Raw genomic sequence first — 16994 nt, 5'->3', positions numbered from 1 at the left:
TTGCTGTTTTTCATATTATCTATATACATTTGCTTTCACCGGATTTGTGTACCAATCCTGATGGCTGCTGCGATTCTTTGCCCAATAAATGAAATCCGGATAGGCGCTGGCCGTAGGGTTGTCTGTACGTGAAATGTTGATAGTCTCTATCGGATAACGGAATCCGTAAGGTACGCAGATAGCCCATGTGTTGTTACCTGCCAAATCAAGATTTTCCTGTTGTACGGTTCCGGCAGCGGTGGCTCCATATCCCCAGAACTCGTAGAGGTGGACTTCCATGCGCTGCTGCATACTTTTATATTGGTAACAGATGAAGAAATCGAGGTTGTCTTTGGAAAACAGGGGTTCGGTCTTCGTCTGGTCTGCCAGTTCAATGATTATTTCATAGGTATACATATTGGCTGTGATACTGGTTCCTCCGGTATTAATCATAGTTCCGGGGCTTCTACCGAATACGTTGTGTACTTCACCCGCAATAGGGATAACGACACTGGGATCCCCATCTTCCATGTGTGTGCCACTGTTGTAGTTAAACAGACTGTACGGGTCGTCGAACGATGTCTGGAATCGTCTGTCGGCTCCTCCGGTGGTAATTTCTTTAATGTCGGATTTGCTGATACCTACTATACGAAGGCCTACACCAAGAGCTTTGGACGCTCCGGCAGCAGCAAGGGTCACATCGAGCTGGATGCGCTTGATGTGGTTTGTCTTTCCCTCAGTATGAAGAATTGTTTCTACGTCTAAAACCACGTCGTTGAAGTCATAGTCGCCTACCAACGGAAAATTATCCTCGAACACGTATGTATAAGGGATAGGGTCGGTAGGTGTCTCTGAGCCGGAGTCGCTGGGAGTGTTGCCTTCACCGGTACAGTCTCCGGCAGGAATGGTGATGGGGGATTCTCCCCATTTGGATATGGTTCCTTCGGTGTTCTTGATGGCATCAAGGAATTTGGCTTCCCACCAGATGTCCTCGGTGATATCATCGTCAATTTCTTTCACTTCATAATGAATGTTTCCCTGGCTGGAGAAATTCCCTATATCTTCAATTTTATTGATTTTTACCAGTGCATATTCATTGTTTGGACCCATAAATTGTGCTTGTGACAATTCTGCTTCATCAAGTACGGTTATCATGGAGTTGTCACCCATCGTGATTTGGGTATTGTAATTGTTGCTATGGTCCCCGAAATCCTCTATCTCTGCAGAAGAGGTGTCTCCCATGTTCAGTGTGCCTACAAATTCTTCCGCATATAGATAGCATCCGTTGTCTATAGTGATGTTGCTGTCGGTTTTCCCGATATAGGCTTTGCCCTGGTTGATGAATTTGCATCCGCTGTCGAAATTCATTTCATCGACACGTACGGTACCGCAATTATAGAATGCTCCTCCCTGGCTGACATGGAAATCATCTATTTCCATAGTGCCGGCATTGTAGTTGTAGCTGCCTCCGGATGCATTGGTCAATTCGATGTCGTTCCCTTTGATGGTTCCACCCGCGTAGACGATAAACCGGCTGGATTGTACTAAAGTGAAGGTGTGCTCGTCCGGTATCACGATTTCCCCTCCGTCAATCACATAGAATTCGAAGCCTCGTTCAACGGTCATGTTGTTTCCATTGGGTTCCCAGCTGCCTTCAATGATGATGATGGCCGGATTGTCACTTCCCATGCCGTCCTTGCTGATTTTATTCCTATATATATTGTCTTTGGAGATTTTGTAGGCTTTTCCGTTTTGAAAATCGGTATTCGGCCTTATTTCTTCGGCACTTGATAGCATTGCGGTGATTTCTGCCTCAGACTTTTCCGGTGAATAGGTCTCGATGCTGACACTGCGTGTCCATGCGGCACGTGTAGTTGTGGGGGAACTGCCGAAAGCGGCATGGAGCTGACCGTTTTGGATGGATACGTATTTTACTATGTTGCGGCTGTGTGCATCGGTGCGGCACACAAAAGCGCTCGTCAGCACAGAAGGGTAGTCCATGACGGTAGTAAATACTGTTGTATTATTGGCGGTGCCTTCTGTCAGCAGTTTGGCAGATGACCGGCTGATTAAGGGGTTCTTGTCGTAAATACGTATGGTATAGTCGATGCCGGTATCTTCGGATACAGAAACATTGACCCGGACCTGCTGAGTCATTTTCCAATCCATAGCCGGATCTATGTTCTTGACCGGAAACCTGTCTTGATAGGCTGCTTTCACTTTTTCGGGGTTAAAAACATCGTCTTTACAACCCTGCAGCAGTATGCCTACTGTAAGAATAACAAGCGGCAGAAAGCGTTTGTATAGGGTATTTTCTCCCATATTTTACATTTGTTTTGCTTGATTGTAAGCAAAAGTACGTTTATTTAAACTAATAAGCTTTATTAATGGGGGATAAAAGCGTGTTGGTTAACGCTTTTTAACGATTTTGTATGAATAGATAATGCAAGTTTGTCTTGAAAATTATCAATATTACTAAATGCCCTCTGTATTGCCGCTTTACTAAATCTTGGTGATTTCTCCTGCCAGGTCGGAATTCATGCGGTGGCGGATTTCGGCTTGGTCCAGTCCATGCCCCAGGAGGAACATGAGTTTGGTGACGGCACATTCGGGGGTACTGTCATAGCCGCTGATGACACCTGCCTGGAGAAGTTGCAGACCGGTTTCGTAACGTCCCATCTCGACGGCGCCACTTTGGCATTGGGTGATGTTGACGATGACAATGCCACGTTCGCTGGCTTCTTTCAGCTGGCGGATGAACCATTCTTTCTGGGGGGCATTGCCGGAACCGAAGGTCTTGAGGACAACAGCTTTCAGGCCGGGAACATGAAGCACGGAGTTGATGATGCTTTCCTGGATGCCGGGAAAGAGGGTGAGCACTACGACATTGGTGTCGAAAAGGTAGTGCGGCTTCATGGGGCGTGACGGGTCGGGACGGTGGATGAGGTGCTCGTTATAACGGATATGGATGCCTGCCTTTGCCAGTGCGGGATAGTTGAAGGAGCGGAAAGCATTGAAATTCTCGGCATTGATTTTGGTGGTACGGTTGCCCCGCATCAGCTCGTTCTCGAAGAAGATGCACACTTCGGGGACGATAGGAGTACCGTCCGGATGCTTGGCGGCGGCTATTTCAATGGCGGTGATGAGGTTCTCTTTCCCGTCGGTGCGCAGGGTGCCGATGGGAAGCTGGGAACCGGTGAGGATGACCGGCTTGGAAAGGTTCTCGAGCATGAAACTGAGGGCGGAGGCTGTATAGGCCATCGTATCGGTACCGTGCAGGATGACGAAGCCGTCGAAATTGTCGTAGTTGTAGTTGATGATTTTTACAATCTTTGCCCAGAGGGAAGGCTCCATGTCGGAAGAGTCGATCGGTGGGTCGAACTGATAGGAAGAGATGCGGTAGTTGAAGCGCTTCAGTTCGGGAACATGCTGTAGCAGTTGGTCGAAGTTGAAGTTCTCAAGCGCACCGGTCTCGGGATTTTCTATCATTCCGATAGTTCCGCCAGTGTAAATCAATAGTACGGAAGGGCAATCGACTTTCATGATATTCGTATTAGAGCTTTTTTCGGGCACAAAGATAGTGAAATATGAGATGGGGAGAAAATAAAAGAGACAAGTCTTTGCAGATTTTGTCTCTTTTATTTTTTCATTGCGAAAAATATATTGTATGAAATTTGAATAAGCTCACTGTTTCAAATCTTCCTTCAACTGCCTGATAGCCTTTTCCGCATCTCCTTCCTTCTCGTTGAGCAGCGTGACGAAGCGGCTGCCGATGATGGCACCGGATGAGTGGGCGCAAGCGGCATCGAATGTCTGCTTGTTGCTGATGCCGAAGCCTACCATGCGTGGATTGCGCAGGTTCATATCCTCTATCTTCTTGAAGTAGGCTTGCTTCCGGGTGTCGAAGTCTTTTTGGGCACCGGTGGTAGCGGCACTGGACACCAGATAGATGAATCCGTCGGTGTGGGCGTCTATTTCGCGGACGCGGGCTTCGCTGGTTTCGGGGGTAATGAGCATGATGACACGGATGTCATACTTCGAGGCGATGGCTTTGTAACTCTCTTCGTAATCGCGGAAAGGGAGGTCGGGAATGATGACGCCATCGATGCCGCATTCCACGCACTTCTGGCAGAAGGCTTCGAAGCCGAACTGCATGATGGGATTGAGGTATCCCATAAGGACAAGCGGGATGCGGACATCGCGACGGATGTCGCGCAATTGTTCGAAAAGCAGACGGAGGGACATGCCGTTATGCAGGGCGCGGGTGGCGGCATTCTGGATGACAATGCCGTCGGCCATGGGGTCACTGAACGGAATTCCGATTTCAATCATGCTGACTCCGTTTCTTTCGAGGGCACGGATAACGTCGGCAGTACCGTCGAGGTTGGGACAGCCTGCACAAAAGTAAATGGACAGCAGATTCTTGGGGCTGTCCTGGAAAAGTTGGTTAATGCGGTTCAACATACTATTTCTATTTACAATTTTACAATTTACAATTTACTATTTGGCTGCGCAATATATGCTGCATGGTACGATTTACAATTTTACGATTTACAATTTTACAATTTACTATTTACTATTTACCATGTACAATGTACAATTTGCCATGTGGCGTATATTGCGCAGCCAAATAGTAAATAGTAAATCGTCAAATCGTACCTCCCTTGAGTTCTTTCAGGAAGTTTGAGATGCGTTCCACATCCTTTATTCCCGGTGCCGTCTCGAAACGGCTGTTGATGTCGATACCTGCGAAATAGGGATGGCGGAACTCCCGGAGGGCTTTTACGCTGTAGGGGTTGATGCCGCCGCTAAGCAGGAACGGGGTGGGACCGTTGTAGCGGTGCAGGAGGTTCCAGTCGAACTGGTTGCCGGAACCGCCGTACTGCGGGGTCTTGGTGTCGAAGAGGTAATAGTCGCACAGACCATTGTAGGCAGATACGGAAAGCAGGTCCTTGGGCAGCAAGATGGAGAAAACCTTGATGAGGTGCAGGCCTGCATTGCGCAGGGAACGGCAGTACTCGGGAGCTTCATTGCCATGCAGCTGGATGTAGTCCAGGCCGAAACGGTCGGTATACATCAGGATGTTTTCCTTACTTTCGTTGACAAAGACGCCGACGCGCTTGGCGCAGGCTGGCAGATACCCGGGCATCTGGCACAGACAACGGGGAGATTTTGGGTAGAAGATGAAACCAATCATATCTACACCTTGCAGTTCTACATTGCGGATGTTTTCTGCTTCGGTCATTCCGCATACTTTGATGAGAGGAGACATTTTATTTACGATTTACAATTTACGATTTACAATTTACAATTTGGCTGCGCGATGTAACGCTGTATGAGAGACTTTTGTATTTACAATTATCAACTTTCAATTATCAACTTTCAACTTTCAATTATTAATTAAGAGACTGTCTTGGATGAACTTTTTCAGGGTTTCGCCCGGGGTGGCTGTTTTCATGAAGGTTTCGCCGATGAGGAAACCGCGGAAGCCGGCGGCACGCAGGCGGCAGATGGTTTCGGGGTCGGAGATGCCGCTTTCGGAAACAAGGAGCGGGGATGCCGGTCCGTGGGTGGCTTCGCGCAGTTGCCGGGCTATCCGGAAGGAGTTTTCTACATCGGTGACGAAGGAGCCGAGGTTGCGGTTGTTGACACCCACCATGTCGACCTCCTTATTTATATAGGAGAGTTCCGAAGGGCTGTGGATTTCGAGCAATACCTCCAGCCCGAGTTCGTGGGCTTGGGCGGTGAGGGTGCTACACTGCTCCGGACTGAGGCAGGCGGCAATGAGCAATACGGCGTCGGCACCTACGATGCAGGCTTGCAGAAGCTGGTACTCGTCGATGATGAAGTCCTTGCGCAGAATGGGGATGCGGACGAGCGGACGGGCCGTGCGGATGTCGCGCAGCGTACCGCCGAAGAACTTCTCATCCGTCAGGATGGAGAGGGCGGCGGCGCCGGCGGCTTCGTAGGCGGCAGGTATTTCCTCTGCCCGGGCAGCCTCGTTTATCCAGCCTTTGGAGGGTGAACGGCGTTTGAACTCGGAGATGATTCCTGTAGAAGAAGCGGCAAGGGCCTGCTTCATGCTGCGGTGGTGGGCCGCATTCTCCCGGATGATGATTCCGGCCTGCTCCTGCAACTGTTCCAGAGAGACGGTTTGCTTTTGCAGTTCAATCTCTGTTTGCTTATGGGCGATGATTTCGGACAGTATATCTTTCATTGCTTCATTTATTAATCTCGATAAATTTTTTCAGTGTCGCCAGCGCCCGTCCGCTATCCAGTGATTCGCGTGCGATGGCGATGCACTCCTCAATCTCTTTCTGCGGCTCCATCACCTGGATGGCAAAGGCGGCGTTGACAATGACGCATTGCGTTTGTGCAGGTGTGGCATGCCCCGTAAGGATATTGTCGAAGATGCGGGCGGCATCTTCCTTGCATGCGCCGCCGAAGAGTTCTTCGGGACGGGCATCCTTGAAGCCGAGGGCCTGCGGACGGTAGATGCGCTCGTAGTTGCGGGTCATCACCTTGAACTCATCCGTCAGGGAGATTTCGTCGTAGCTGTCGAGGCTGTTGACCACGGCAAAGTCAATGCCGAGTTTATAGAATACGTTGGTGTATAGGCGCATCTGCGAGAGGTCTGCCACACCGAGCAGCTGATATGCCGGGCAGCATGGATTCACCAACGGGCCGAGCAGATTGAACAAGGTGCGCACTCCCAACGTCTTGCGTACGGGACCGACAAACTTCATCGCCGGATTGAAAAGCTGGGCATGAAGGTAAGCGATGTTGCACTCCTCCATGCTGCGTTTCAGCGTGTCGGGGTTGTTGGTGAAGCGTACGCCGTGCTGCTCGATGACATTGCTGGCTCCGCTCACGGAAGTGGCTCCGTAGTTGCCGTGCTTGGCAACCTTGTAGCCGGCTCCCGCCACCACGAAGCAAGCGCAGGTGGAGATGTTGAAGGTGTTCTTTCCGTCGCCGCCCGTACCTACAATGTCGATGGGGCGATAGGGGGCGAAGTCGATGGGAAGGCGTGTCTCCATCAGTGCTTCGCGGAAACCGATAAGCTCGTCCACAGTGATGCTCCGCATCTGGAAGGCAGTGAGCAAGGCTGCTATCTGCGCCTCAGGATACATTTCCTTGGTGATGTTGAGGAGGATTTGTTTGGTTTCCTCCGACGTAAGCTCTTCGTGGTTGAAGAGACGGGTGAGTATTGCTTTCATCTTTTTATTTACGATTTGACGATTTACGATTTGACGATTGAATTTACTCTTTTTCTGAAGTGCCTCATTTGAAAAGCCAGTTTTTTACGATTGTTTTTCCGTCGGGTGTCAGTACCGATTCAGGATGGAACTGGATGCCGTGTATGTCATACTCCCGATGTTTCAGCGCCATGATTTGTCCTTCGGGGCTGATGGCGGTAATGGCCAGCGCTTCGGGAAAGTCCTTCGTATCCACTACCCAGGAGTGGTATCGTCCGACGGGAATCCTATTGGGTAAACCGCAGAAGATATAGTCTTCTTCGAGAGAAATACCTTCATAATCCTTTCCCCCCAATCCTTCATCACTAATCCCTAATCCTTCCTCCCTCGTCCCTAATCCCTCACTCCTAATCCTTATCTCCGTCTGTACCCCATGGAACACCTCTTCCAGATTGACCAGCTTTCCACCGAACGCTTGTCCGATGGCTTGTTCGCCCAGACAGACACCGAGTATGGGTTTCCGTCCGGCATAGGTGCGGATGACATCCAGCAGCAGTCCGGCTTCCTCGGGGACACCGGGGCCGGGTGAGAGGATGATTTTATCGTATGGCTCCAGTTCTTCGAGCCGGAATTTATCGTTGCGCAGCACATCCGTTTCTGCGCCAAGCTCTTTCACCAGATGGGCAAGGTTGTAGGTGAAGGAGTCGTAATTGTCTATGATAACTGTTTTCATCTTTTGTATTTACAATCTATTTTATTTACTATTTGACGATTTACGATGTACGATTGAAGTTACTTTATTTACGATGTACGATTTGGCTGCGCAATGTACGCCGCATGGCAAATCGTACATCGTAAATCGTCAAATCGTACATAAACTCACATTTTTTCTGCCATCTCAATCGCCTTTTTCAGTGCGCCGAGCTTGTTGTTCACCTCTTGCAGTTCGTACTCGTCGTTGCTCTTGGCTACGATACCGCCGCCTGCCTGGAACCAGAGGACACCGTTGCGGCTGACAAAAGTACGAATCGTAATTGCCTGGTTCAGCGAGCCGTTCAGTCCGATGAAACCGATGCAGCCGCCGTAGGCTCCACGGTTGTGCGGTTCCAGCTGGCTGATGAGTTGCATGGCGCGTACCTTGGGGGCGCCGCTCAGGGTACCGGCAGGGAAGGTGTCGATGAAGGCCTTGACGGGGTCGGCCTCTTCGCGGAGCGTTCCGCTGACACGGCTGACGAGGTGGATGACATGGCTGTAATACTGCATCTCCTTATAGAAGTCCACCTTTACATCGTGGCAGTTGCGGGAGAGGTCGTTGCGGGCAAGGTCCACAAGCATCACGTGTTCGGCGTTCTCTTTGGGGTCGTCGTGCAGGTACCGGGCATTGAGGGCGTCCTGCTCTGCATCGCCGGTGCGCTTCGTGGTTCCGGCAATGGGGTCGATATAGGCATGGCGGCCTTCGATGCGGCAATGGGTTTCGGGAGACGAGCCGAAAATGCGGAAGCCCCCGAAGTCGAAATAGAACAGATAGGGAGAAGGGTTGATGCTGCGCAGGGCACGGTAGAGCTTGAAGTCATCGCCCGTGAAACGCTGCTCGAACCGGCGGGAGAGGACTATCTGGAAAACGTCGCCGCGCAGACAGTGGGCGATGCCCCGGCGGATATTCGCCTTGTGCTCCTCGTCCGTAAGCGGAGAGGTGGTGGGGCCGATGGCGCGGAAATCATAGGCGGTGTAGTTGCGGTTATGGATGGCCTTCTGCACCTGGTCCAGTTCGCTGGTCTCGCCGGGCGCCAGCATCTCGAGGAGCAGCATCTCATTCTTGAAGTCGTTGAAGACGATGAGGTACTTATATAATATGTACAGCATGTCCGGCGCATCGTTGGTAGCTTCGCGGCTGTCCTTCACGGGGATATTCTCGAAGTAGCGGACAGCATTGAAGGAGGTGTATCCGTAGAGTCCGCAGTAATTGCTGTATTCGCCCTCCACGCGGAAGCGGGCGCGGAAATCGTTCAAGGCATTCTCCACCCGGTATGTATCGGTTATGGGATGCTCTTCGCGGCTGTCGTCCGGCAGGCGGAAGATAACCGTGCCGTGGTCTATGCTGACACTTGCCAGCGGACACAGAGCGATGAACGAACGGTTGTTCTCACTGCCGTGATAGTCGGAACTCTCCATAAGTGCGCTCTGCGGAAAGATGTCACGCACCTTCAGATACGTGCTCACCGGCGTATGCAAGTCACCGAGCATGGTGCAGCTGATTGTTTTATAATCATATTGTTTCATTGTATCTTGTATTTTATTTCATTGTATCTCGTATTTTCAAATAACTCATCACTTATAACTCATCACTCAAATACGTCTCTATATCCTTATCCCCCCGTCCCGACACCGTCAGCACCACCACGTCCGTCGGCTTGAACCTCATCTTCTCCAGCGCACCCAGTGCGTGGGCGCTTTCCAATGCGGGGATGATGCCCTCGAGCCGGGTCAGTTCGTAGGCGGCACGGATGGCTTCGTCGTCGTTGACGGCGAGGACGATGGCACGCTTCTGCTTGGCAAGGTTGGCGTGCATGGGGCCGATGCCCGGATAGTCCAGTCCGGCAGAGATGGAATAGGGCTCTTCTATCTGTCCGTCCTCGTTCTGGATGACGTAGGTGCGCGAGCCGTGGATGATACCCATCTTGCCGAGGGCGATGGTGGCGGCTGTCATTCCCGTTTCAATACCTTTTCCGCCGGCTTCGGCGAGGACGATTTGCACGTGCGGGTCGTTGACGTAGTGATAGATGGTGCCGGCTGCATTGCTTCCTCCGCCTACGCAGGCGATGAGGTAGTCGGGGCATTCGCGTCCCTCGTGTTCAAGGAGCTGCTTCCTTATTTCTTCGCTGATGACAGACTGCAGGCGTGCCACCATGTCGGGGTACGGATGCGGGCCGACGGTGGAACCTATCACGTAGTAGGTGTCCGACGGATGGCAGCACCAGTCGCGGATGGCTTCGTTGGTGGCGTCCTTCAACGTCATATTACCACTGGTGACGGGAACGACGGTGGCGCCGAGCATCTCCATCTTCTCCACATTGACGCGCTGGCGCTCTACGTCGGTCTTACCCATGTAGACGATGCATTCCATGTTCATCAAGGCGCAGACGGTGGCTGTGGCCACACCGTGCTGTCCGGCTCCGGTTTCGGCGATGATGCGGTGCTTGCCCATGCGGCGTGCCAGCAACACCTGCCCGATGCTGTTGTTGATTTTGTGGGCACCGGTGTGGTTCAGGTCTTCACGCTTGAGGTAAATCCGGCAACCGTACTTCTCGGACAAGCGGTGTGCCAAGTAGAGTGGGGAAGGGCGTCCCACGTAGTCGCGCAGCAACTGGTCGTATTCACGCTTGAAGTCCTCACTTTGCAGCACCTTGAGGTAGGTGTTCTGCAACTCTTCTACACATTTGTGGAGGATTTCGGGAACGTATGCCCCGCCGAACTCTCCGTAATAACCTTCTTTGTCAACTAAGAAATTCATCATGTTATTTACTATTTGACGATTTACTATTTACTATTTCAGAAATCAAAACGCATTATTGCTTAAACGAAAAAAGCCCCGTCGCTTGGTGCGACAGGGCTCTTTTTGTTTTTTACTATATATTACATATATACATACGAGCGCTGCTCCCTTACGACTGTCGGAGTTGTAACGGGTGCCACCACCAATATGTATTTACTAACATTGTTTTCATTGACTTTTTTTGTTTTATCGGGGGCAAAGACAGTGCAAACCGAATGTATAATAAAATGAACTTGTTCATTTTTTATGCTGAGGTGCAGCCTGTCTTCGTTTTCGCGACAAATATAAGCACTTTGTTTTAACTGCCAAAATAAATATGACTTTTTTTCTGGATAAGAACATTTTTCTTGAAATATTGTTCTTATAAGTGTAGTAAAAACGAATATTCATTCAAAAAAAGAAAGGAACAAACTATGAATAGAAAACATTTAGTTGCCATAGGCGTGGTTATTGCTGTACTGTTGTTATTATACTGGCTTTTTGTGGCCGAAGATATGAATGCCTGGCTGAATGTAAACTGATTTTTCGGGATTTTCGTGTGGAGTTATTCGGATAAAGATGTATCTTCGCAAAAAAACATAGACTCATGAAAGGATTAAGTTATTCATTTTTGCGTGCTATATGTGCGCTGGTTATCGGTTTGGTGCTGGTGATGTTTCCCGACCAGGCGGGTGATTACTTTGTGATTACGATAGGTGTCATTTTCCTGGTGCCTTCGCTTATCAGCATCATAGGCTACTTTGCACAGAGCACGGAGATGCGCAGCCGTTTCCCTATCGAGGGAGTGGGCAGCCTGCTGTTTGGCTTGTGGCTGATTATCATGCCCGGTTTCTTTGCCGATTTGCTGACATTTGTATTGGGATTTATCCTGGTGATGGGAGGAGTGCAACAGATTGCCTCGCTTTCCGCTGCCCGTCGCTGGATGCCGGTACCGGGAGGTTTTTATGTGGTTCCGGTATTGATTCTGCTTGCCGGCTTGGTTGCGCTGTTCAATCCTACGGGAGTACGCTCCACGGCATTTATCATTATCGGTATCAGCAGTCTGGTCTATGCGGCTTCGGAACTGCTGAACTGGTTCAAGTTTACGCGTCGCCGCCCGAAGACACCGGATGCTTCAGTAAAGGCAGTGGACGATATTGAGGATGCACAAATTATAGAATAAAAAAACAGACCATCTGTTGAGGTAGAACAGATGGTCTGTCAGGAGTAAACGGATGGTCTGTTCATGCCACACGGACCATCCGTTTTTATTGTTTCAACCATTCATTTATCAGCTCCATCACTTGCTTCTTTTCCTCTTCGGGCAGTGTGCCGATGCGTGCCCGATGGCTTCCGCCGGGCTCGACGAATACATGGATGTTCTTTTTACCTTTCAGCCAGGTCACTCCGGCAGCTGTCCACGGGTCGTTCTGTCCGTAGATGAATATCATTTTCGGGTCATTCTCTTTCAGGAACTTCGTGATTTTCTTGCTTAGGGTCTTGTCGAAGGGCATGTCTTTCAGCTCTTCGGGGAGCATGAGGCGGTGCAGGTAATCCTTGCTCGATTGGATGGAAAGATACTTCTTGAAAGGCTTCGTATCGTAGCCGTAATAGCCCAGTTCGTGGGCGGCCTGCACGAAGAATGAGGCTGTGGGACTGTCGGCAATGAAGTAGTCGGGATTACTGATGTCGAGCAGATGGGCAAATATCTCATCGTCCGAGGCCGTGGTGGCAGGGATGCTGCTGACGGGAGTTCCCCACTGCCAAAGGGCAAAAGAATACTCCAGCACGCAATAGTCGTATATCTCTTCAACGGGCGCATGGAACTTGAGTCCTTTTTCATCGCAATATTTCTCAAAGCGGGGGAGCAGTGCGGCTTTCCGTTTCAACACTTCCAACTGGAAGTCCTCAATCCGTTTGCGGTCCTCCGGAGTAGACACTTTCCTGAGGAAAGGCTCGTGGCGTCCGTCTTCCACCCCGTAGCAGAGCGGAGCTACGTATGGCACGGAAATATCCACATCGTCCGGATAGAACGTGCGGTAGAGCAGGGTAGTCTGTCCACCCTTGCTGATGCCGGTCGCAATCCATTTGCCGGGATAGATGCTTTTAAAGGCGTTGCGGACGGCGTGCAGGTCGTCGGCAGAATTCTCGGCGGTGAGGTATTGCCAGTCTTTGGGCTCAGGGGTGGATTCCAGGAAATAACGGTATTCCACAAAAATCATGTTGGCATCGAGCAACTCTGAAAGTTCCTCGCGATACTTGGGGTTGAGGGCATAGGCGGCTCCATAGCCTTCGGTTACAATCACCGTGGGACGGTCGAAGCCGACGTGGGAGACAATCACACGCTGGCGGAAACTGCCCTTTTCGGGACGACGGTGGTCCAACGGCTGGGTAAAATAGGTTACATACTTCTCGGAGAACCGGGTGGACTCCAACGGACGGGTTTCCGTAATGGCGGAAATCCGACCCAGTTTTTGCTGCAGATCGGTTTGTGCCGGGGCGGCAGCCGCAACGAACAGCAAGGCAAACAGCAGGAACGCTGCATAGTAGTTACGTAAATTCTTCATGATGACAGGATTGTTTTATCTGACGGGCAAAGATAGGTTATTTCCCGCTTACCGCCAACAGTTGGCATGGACGAAAAAAAGAGAGAGAACTGCCTCGCGGCACCTCTCCCCCCTGCAAACTTAAAACAACCAACAAAAGAATGAGATAGGGATTAAGGATTCATCCTTCATCCTCCATTTTTCATCTTATAAACAGTAACTCGCGATATTTGGGCAACGTCCACATCTGATTGTCGACGATGAGTTCCAGCTTGTCGATGTGGTAACGGATTTCCTCCATCATCGGTACGATGTTGTCGTGGTAGGCGATGGCTTTTTCACGTTCACTCTCAATTTTGTTGGCCACTTTGCGCGCCTCAATCATGGCATCCACATGCTCCTTGATGAAGGCGGTACGGTCGGCAATCTCTTCGATGAGTTCCAGATTCTTGGCAGACAGTTTTGCAGCCTTCTCTGCGGGGAACAGGTCTTTCATCTTGTAGACGTTGTCAATCAAATCCGACTGATACTGTGTAGCTACGGGGATAATGTGGTTCATGGCCAAATCTCCGAGCACGCGAGCTTCAATCTGTATTTTCTTGGTGTACATTTCCCATTTCACCTCGTTGCGGGCTTCCAGTTCCTTCTTCGTCATGACACCGATGGACTCGAACATCCGGATGCTCTCCGGTTTCAGGTAGTTGTCGAAGATGACGGGAACACTTGTCTCGCAGTCCAGACCGCGGCGGGCTGCTTCGGCTTTCCATTCATCGCTGTAACCGTTGCCGTCAAAGTGGATGGGTTTGCAGACTTTGATGTACCGGCGGATGACTTCGAGGATGGCGGAGATTTTCGGCTCACCCTTTTCAATCAGTTCGTCCACATCTTTCTTGAATTCCGTTAACTGCTCGGCAAGGGCAGAGTTCAGCGCAATCATGGCACTGGCGCAGTTGGCCTCGGAACCCACGGCGCGGAACTCGAAGCGGTTGCCGGTGAAGGCGAACGGGCTGGTGCGGTTGCGGTCGGTATTGTCTATCATCAGTTCCGGAATCTGCGGGATGTCCAGCTTCATGCCTTGCTTGCCGCTGAGGCTGACGAGGTCGTCCTTGGTGCTCTCTTCAATGTGTTCCAGCACCTGGCTCAACTGCTTGCCCAGGAAGGAAGAGATGATGGCCGGAGGCGCTTCGTTGGCACCCAGCCGGTGGGCGTTCGTCGCACTGGAGATGGAGGCTTTCAGCAATCCGTTGTGACGGTATACGGCCATCAGCGTATTCACTACGAAAGTGATGAAACGCAGGTTCTCTTCGGGCAGTTTGCCGGGTGCGTGGAGCAGGATACCGGTGTCCGTACCCAGCGACCAGTTATTATGCTTGCCGCTACCGTTGACACCCTTGAAGGGCTTTTCGTGCAGCAGTACGCGGAAACCGTGGTTACGTGCCACTTTACGCATCAAGGCCATGATGAGCATGTTGTGGTCTACCGCCAGGTTGCATTCCTCGAAGACGGGAGCCAGCTCGAACTGGTTGGGAGCCACTTCGTTGTGGCGGGTCTTGACGGGGATGCCGAGTTTCAGCGCTTCGATTTCCAGCTCCTTCATGAAAGCGGCCACACGGCTGGGGATGGCCCCGAAGTAATGGTCTTCCAGCTGCTGGTTCTTGGCGCTGTCATGGCCCATCAGCGTGCGTCCGGTCATCAGCAGGTCGGGACGTGCGGCGTACAACCCTTCGTCAACCAGAAAATATTCCTGCTCCCAGCCCAGATAGGCAACCACTTTCTTTACTTCCGGATTGAAATAGTGGCATACGTCGACGGCAGCCTTGTCTACGGCACGCAGGGCTTTCAGCAACGGTGCCTTGTAGTCCAGAGACTCACCGGTATAGGCGATGAAAATAGTCGGGATGCAGAGCGTGTCGTCTACGATGAATGCCGGGGAGGAGGGGTCCCATGCCGAGTAGCCACGTGCCTCGAACGTATTGCGGATACCGCCGTTCGGGAAACTGGAAGCGTCCGGTTCCTGCTGCACGAGCAGTTTGCCGGTGAATTCCTCCATCACGCCGCCTTTGCCGTCGTGTTCCACAAAAGCATCGTGCTTTTCGGCAGTACCTTCGGTCAGCGGATGAAACCAGTGCGTATAGTGGGTCGCCCCCATTTCAACCGCCCATTTCTTCATACCTGCGGCAACCTCATCGGCTATGCTGCGGTCCAGCGGAGCTCCGTTGTCAATCACATCCGTCAGTTTGGCATACACCTTGCTCGGCAGATAGCGGAACATCTTCTCCTTGTTGAATACATACTTGGCAAAATACTCTGACGGACGTTCCGCCGGGACTGCCACTGCAACGGGTTTCTTCTTGAACGCCGTTTCTACTACTCTGAATCTCAATTTTGACATAATACCTTAGAGTTGTAATTGTTGGTTTAATAAAATATAAAATCATTATGCACCGTAGGCCGATTCGCCGTGTTCGTAAATGTCGAGTCCTTCTTCCTCCACACGTTTGGAAACGCGGAGGCCGTGGATTTTGTCGAGTCCTTTGAAGATGATGAATCCCATGCCTGCTGCCCATGCGCCTACTACGAGTGCACCGAATACCTGCGCTCCGAGAAAGCTCCAGCCTGCACCGTAAAACAGTCCCTCACTGGTGGAAAACAGTCCGGTGAGGATGGTTCCCGTGAAACCGCAGACACCGTGTACGGAACTGGCCCCTACGGGGTCGTCAATTTTCAGTGTCCGGTCGATGAATTCCACCGAATAAATCATCAGGATGCCGCAGATGGTGCCGATGATTACCGCCCCGAAGGGAGAAACCATGTCACAACCGGCCGTGATGCCTACCAATCCGGCCAGAATGCCATTCAGTGTCAGAGACAAGGAGGGTTTGCCATATTTCATCCAGCTTACCGCCAATGCAAAGAAACCGCCTGCGCAGGCTGCCAGATTGGTGGTGAGGAATACATGCGAGATGGCCCTTGCATCGTCCGTAGTGGCTGCTGCCAACTGTGAACCGGGGTTGAAGCCGAACCATCCGAACCAAAGGATGAATACACCCAGTGCCGCAATCGTGAGGTTATGTCCCGGAATGGCTCTTGACTTGCCGTCTTTACCGTATTTCCCGATGCGCGGGCCGAGGATGGCCGCACCTACCAGGGCAATCCAGCCGCCTACGGAGTGGACGATGGTGGAACCTGCGAAGTCATGGAAAGTTGTTCCGAATGTTTCCATCATGAAGGAACCTGCCTCACCGTTCATCAGCCAGCCGCCGCCCCAAGTCCAGTGACCGGAAACGGGATAAATCAGCACACTGATGAAGATGGTGTAAACCAGGTACATGGAGAATTTGGTACGTTCTGCCATAGCGCCGGACACGATGGTGGCAGCCGTTGCGCAGAATACAGTCTGGAATACCAGGAAACCTTCCGTGGGAAGCCCGCCGCCGTCGTAGAACGAGAGGTCGAAGAAATGGGGCATTCCTATGAATCCGCCTGCACCGAACATCAGTCCGAAACCGATGAACCAGTAGAGCAGGCTGCCAAACATGAAGTCAACGAAGTTCTTCATCAGGATATTGGCCGTATTTTTTACTCTTGTAAAACCGGCTTCGACCAGTGCAAAGCCCGGCTGCATGAAGAATACCAGCATGGCGGCAAGCAGCATCCATACGGTGTTCAGTCCGTTGGTCAGTTCACTTAAAATAAGTTTATCCATAATTTCTTGTTGCTTTTAGTTGTATTGTATTTTCT

General features: G+C 51.2%; 13 protein-coding genes. 1 reads left to right on the top strand and 12 read right to left on the bottom strand.

Going from position 1 to position 16994, the window contains the following annotated elements; all coding sequences use genetic code 11:
* Positions 1-15: 15 nt before the first annotated feature.
* The 9 genes from DW039_RS14450 to trpB all read right to left on the bottom strand — a co-directional run bounded on the left by DW039_RS14450 (position 16) and on the right by trpB (position 10686).
* Positions 16-2301 (bottom strand): LruC domain-containing protein, encoded by a 2286-nt coding sequence (locus tag DW039_RS14450; protein ID WP_120382071.1) that lies wholly within the window; start codon positions 2299-2301, stop codon positions 16-18.
* 180 nt (positions 2302-2481) lie between these two features.
* Entirely contained in the window at positions 2482-3522 is a 1041-nt protein-coding gene (gene ansA / locus DW039_RS14445; protein ID WP_005827512.1) for an asparaginase, read from the bottom strand.
* A 141-nt stretch (positions 3523-3663) separates the two neighbouring features.
* Entirely contained in the window at positions 3664-4443 is a 780-nt protein-coding gene (trpA, locus tag DW039_RS14440; RefSeq protein WP_117652637.1) for a tryptophan synthase subunit alpha, read from the bottom strand.
* 184 nt (positions 4444-4627) lie between these two features.
* Positions 4628-5251 (bottom strand): phosphoribosylanthranilate isomerase, encoded by a 624-nt coding sequence (locus DW039_RS14435; protein ID WP_120382070.1) that lies wholly within the window; start codon positions 5249-5251, stop codon positions 4628-4630.
* A gap of 117 nt (positions 5252-5368) precedes the next feature.
* Complete coding sequence (gene trpC, locus DW039_RS14430) at positions 5369-6196, bottom strand: indole-3-glycerol phosphate synthase TrpC (RefSeq protein WP_120382069.1); 828 nt, start codon at positions 6194-6196, stop codon at positions 5369-5371.
* Positions 6197-6200: 4 nt separating this feature from the next.
* Complete coding sequence (gene trpD / locus DW039_RS14425; RefSeq protein WP_005837316.1) at positions 6201-7196, bottom strand: anthranilate phosphoribosyltransferase; 996 nt, start codon at positions 7194-7196, stop codon at positions 6201-6203.
* A 64-nt stretch (positions 7197-7260) separates the two neighbouring features.
* Entirely contained in the window at positions 7261-7908 is a 648-nt protein-coding gene (locus DW039_RS14420; protein ID WP_120382068.1) for an aminodeoxychorismate/anthranilate synthase component II, read from the bottom strand.
* A gap of 146 nt (positions 7909-8054) precedes the next feature.
* Positions 8055-9455, bottom strand: a complete 1401-nt coding sequence (locus DW039_RS14415) for an anthranilate synthase component I family protein (RefSeq protein ID WP_057254156.1) — start codon at positions 9453-9455, stop codon at positions 8055-8057.
* A 52-nt stretch (positions 9456-9507) separates the two neighbouring features.
* Entirely contained in the window at positions 9508-10686 is a 1179-nt protein-coding gene (trpB, locus tag DW039_RS14410; RefSeq protein WP_120382077.1) for a tryptophan synthase subunit beta, read from the bottom strand.
* Between the two features lie 628 nt (positions 10687-11314).
* On the opposite strand from trpB, the gene DW039_RS14400 reads away from it, so the two are divergent.
* Positions 11315-11890, top strand: a complete 576-nt coding sequence (locus tag DW039_RS14400; RefSeq protein ID WP_005827537.1) for an HdeD family acid-resistance protein — start codon at positions 11315-11317, stop codon at positions 11888-11890.
* Positions 11891-11975: 85 nt separating this feature from the next.
* Here DW039_RS14400 and DW039_RS14395 read toward each other — a convergent pair whose 3' ends face one another.
* The 3 genes from DW039_RS14395 to DW039_RS14385 form a co-directional block, all read right to left on the bottom strand.
* Positions 11976-13274, bottom strand: coding sequence for a S28 family serine protease (locus tag DW039_RS14395; protein ID WP_120382067.1), 1299 nt, complete (start codon positions 13272-13274; stop codon positions 11976-11978).
* 181 nt (positions 13275-13455) lie between these two features.
* Positions 13456-15645, bottom strand: coding sequence for a glutamine synthetase III (locus DW039_RS14390; protein ID WP_005827544.1), 2190 nt, complete (start codon positions 15643-15645; stop codon positions 13456-13458).
* A gap of 45 nt (positions 15646-15690) precedes the next feature.
* The gene (locus DW039_RS14385; RefSeq protein WP_005837308.1) at positions 15691-16959 is read right to left on the bottom strand and encodes an ammonium transporter; all 1269 of its coding nucleotides are present in this window, start codon (positions 16957-16959) and stop codon (positions 15691-15693) included.
* Positions 16960-16994 lie beyond the last annotated feature (35 nt).

Source organism: Bacteroides sp. AF39-16AC (assembly GCF_003602735.1).
Classification (GTDB): Bacteria; Bacteroidota; Bacteroidia; order Bacteroidales; family Bacteroidaceae; genus Bacteroides; species Bacteroides uniformis.
This window is presented reverse-complemented; position numbering and strand designations above follow the sequence as displayed.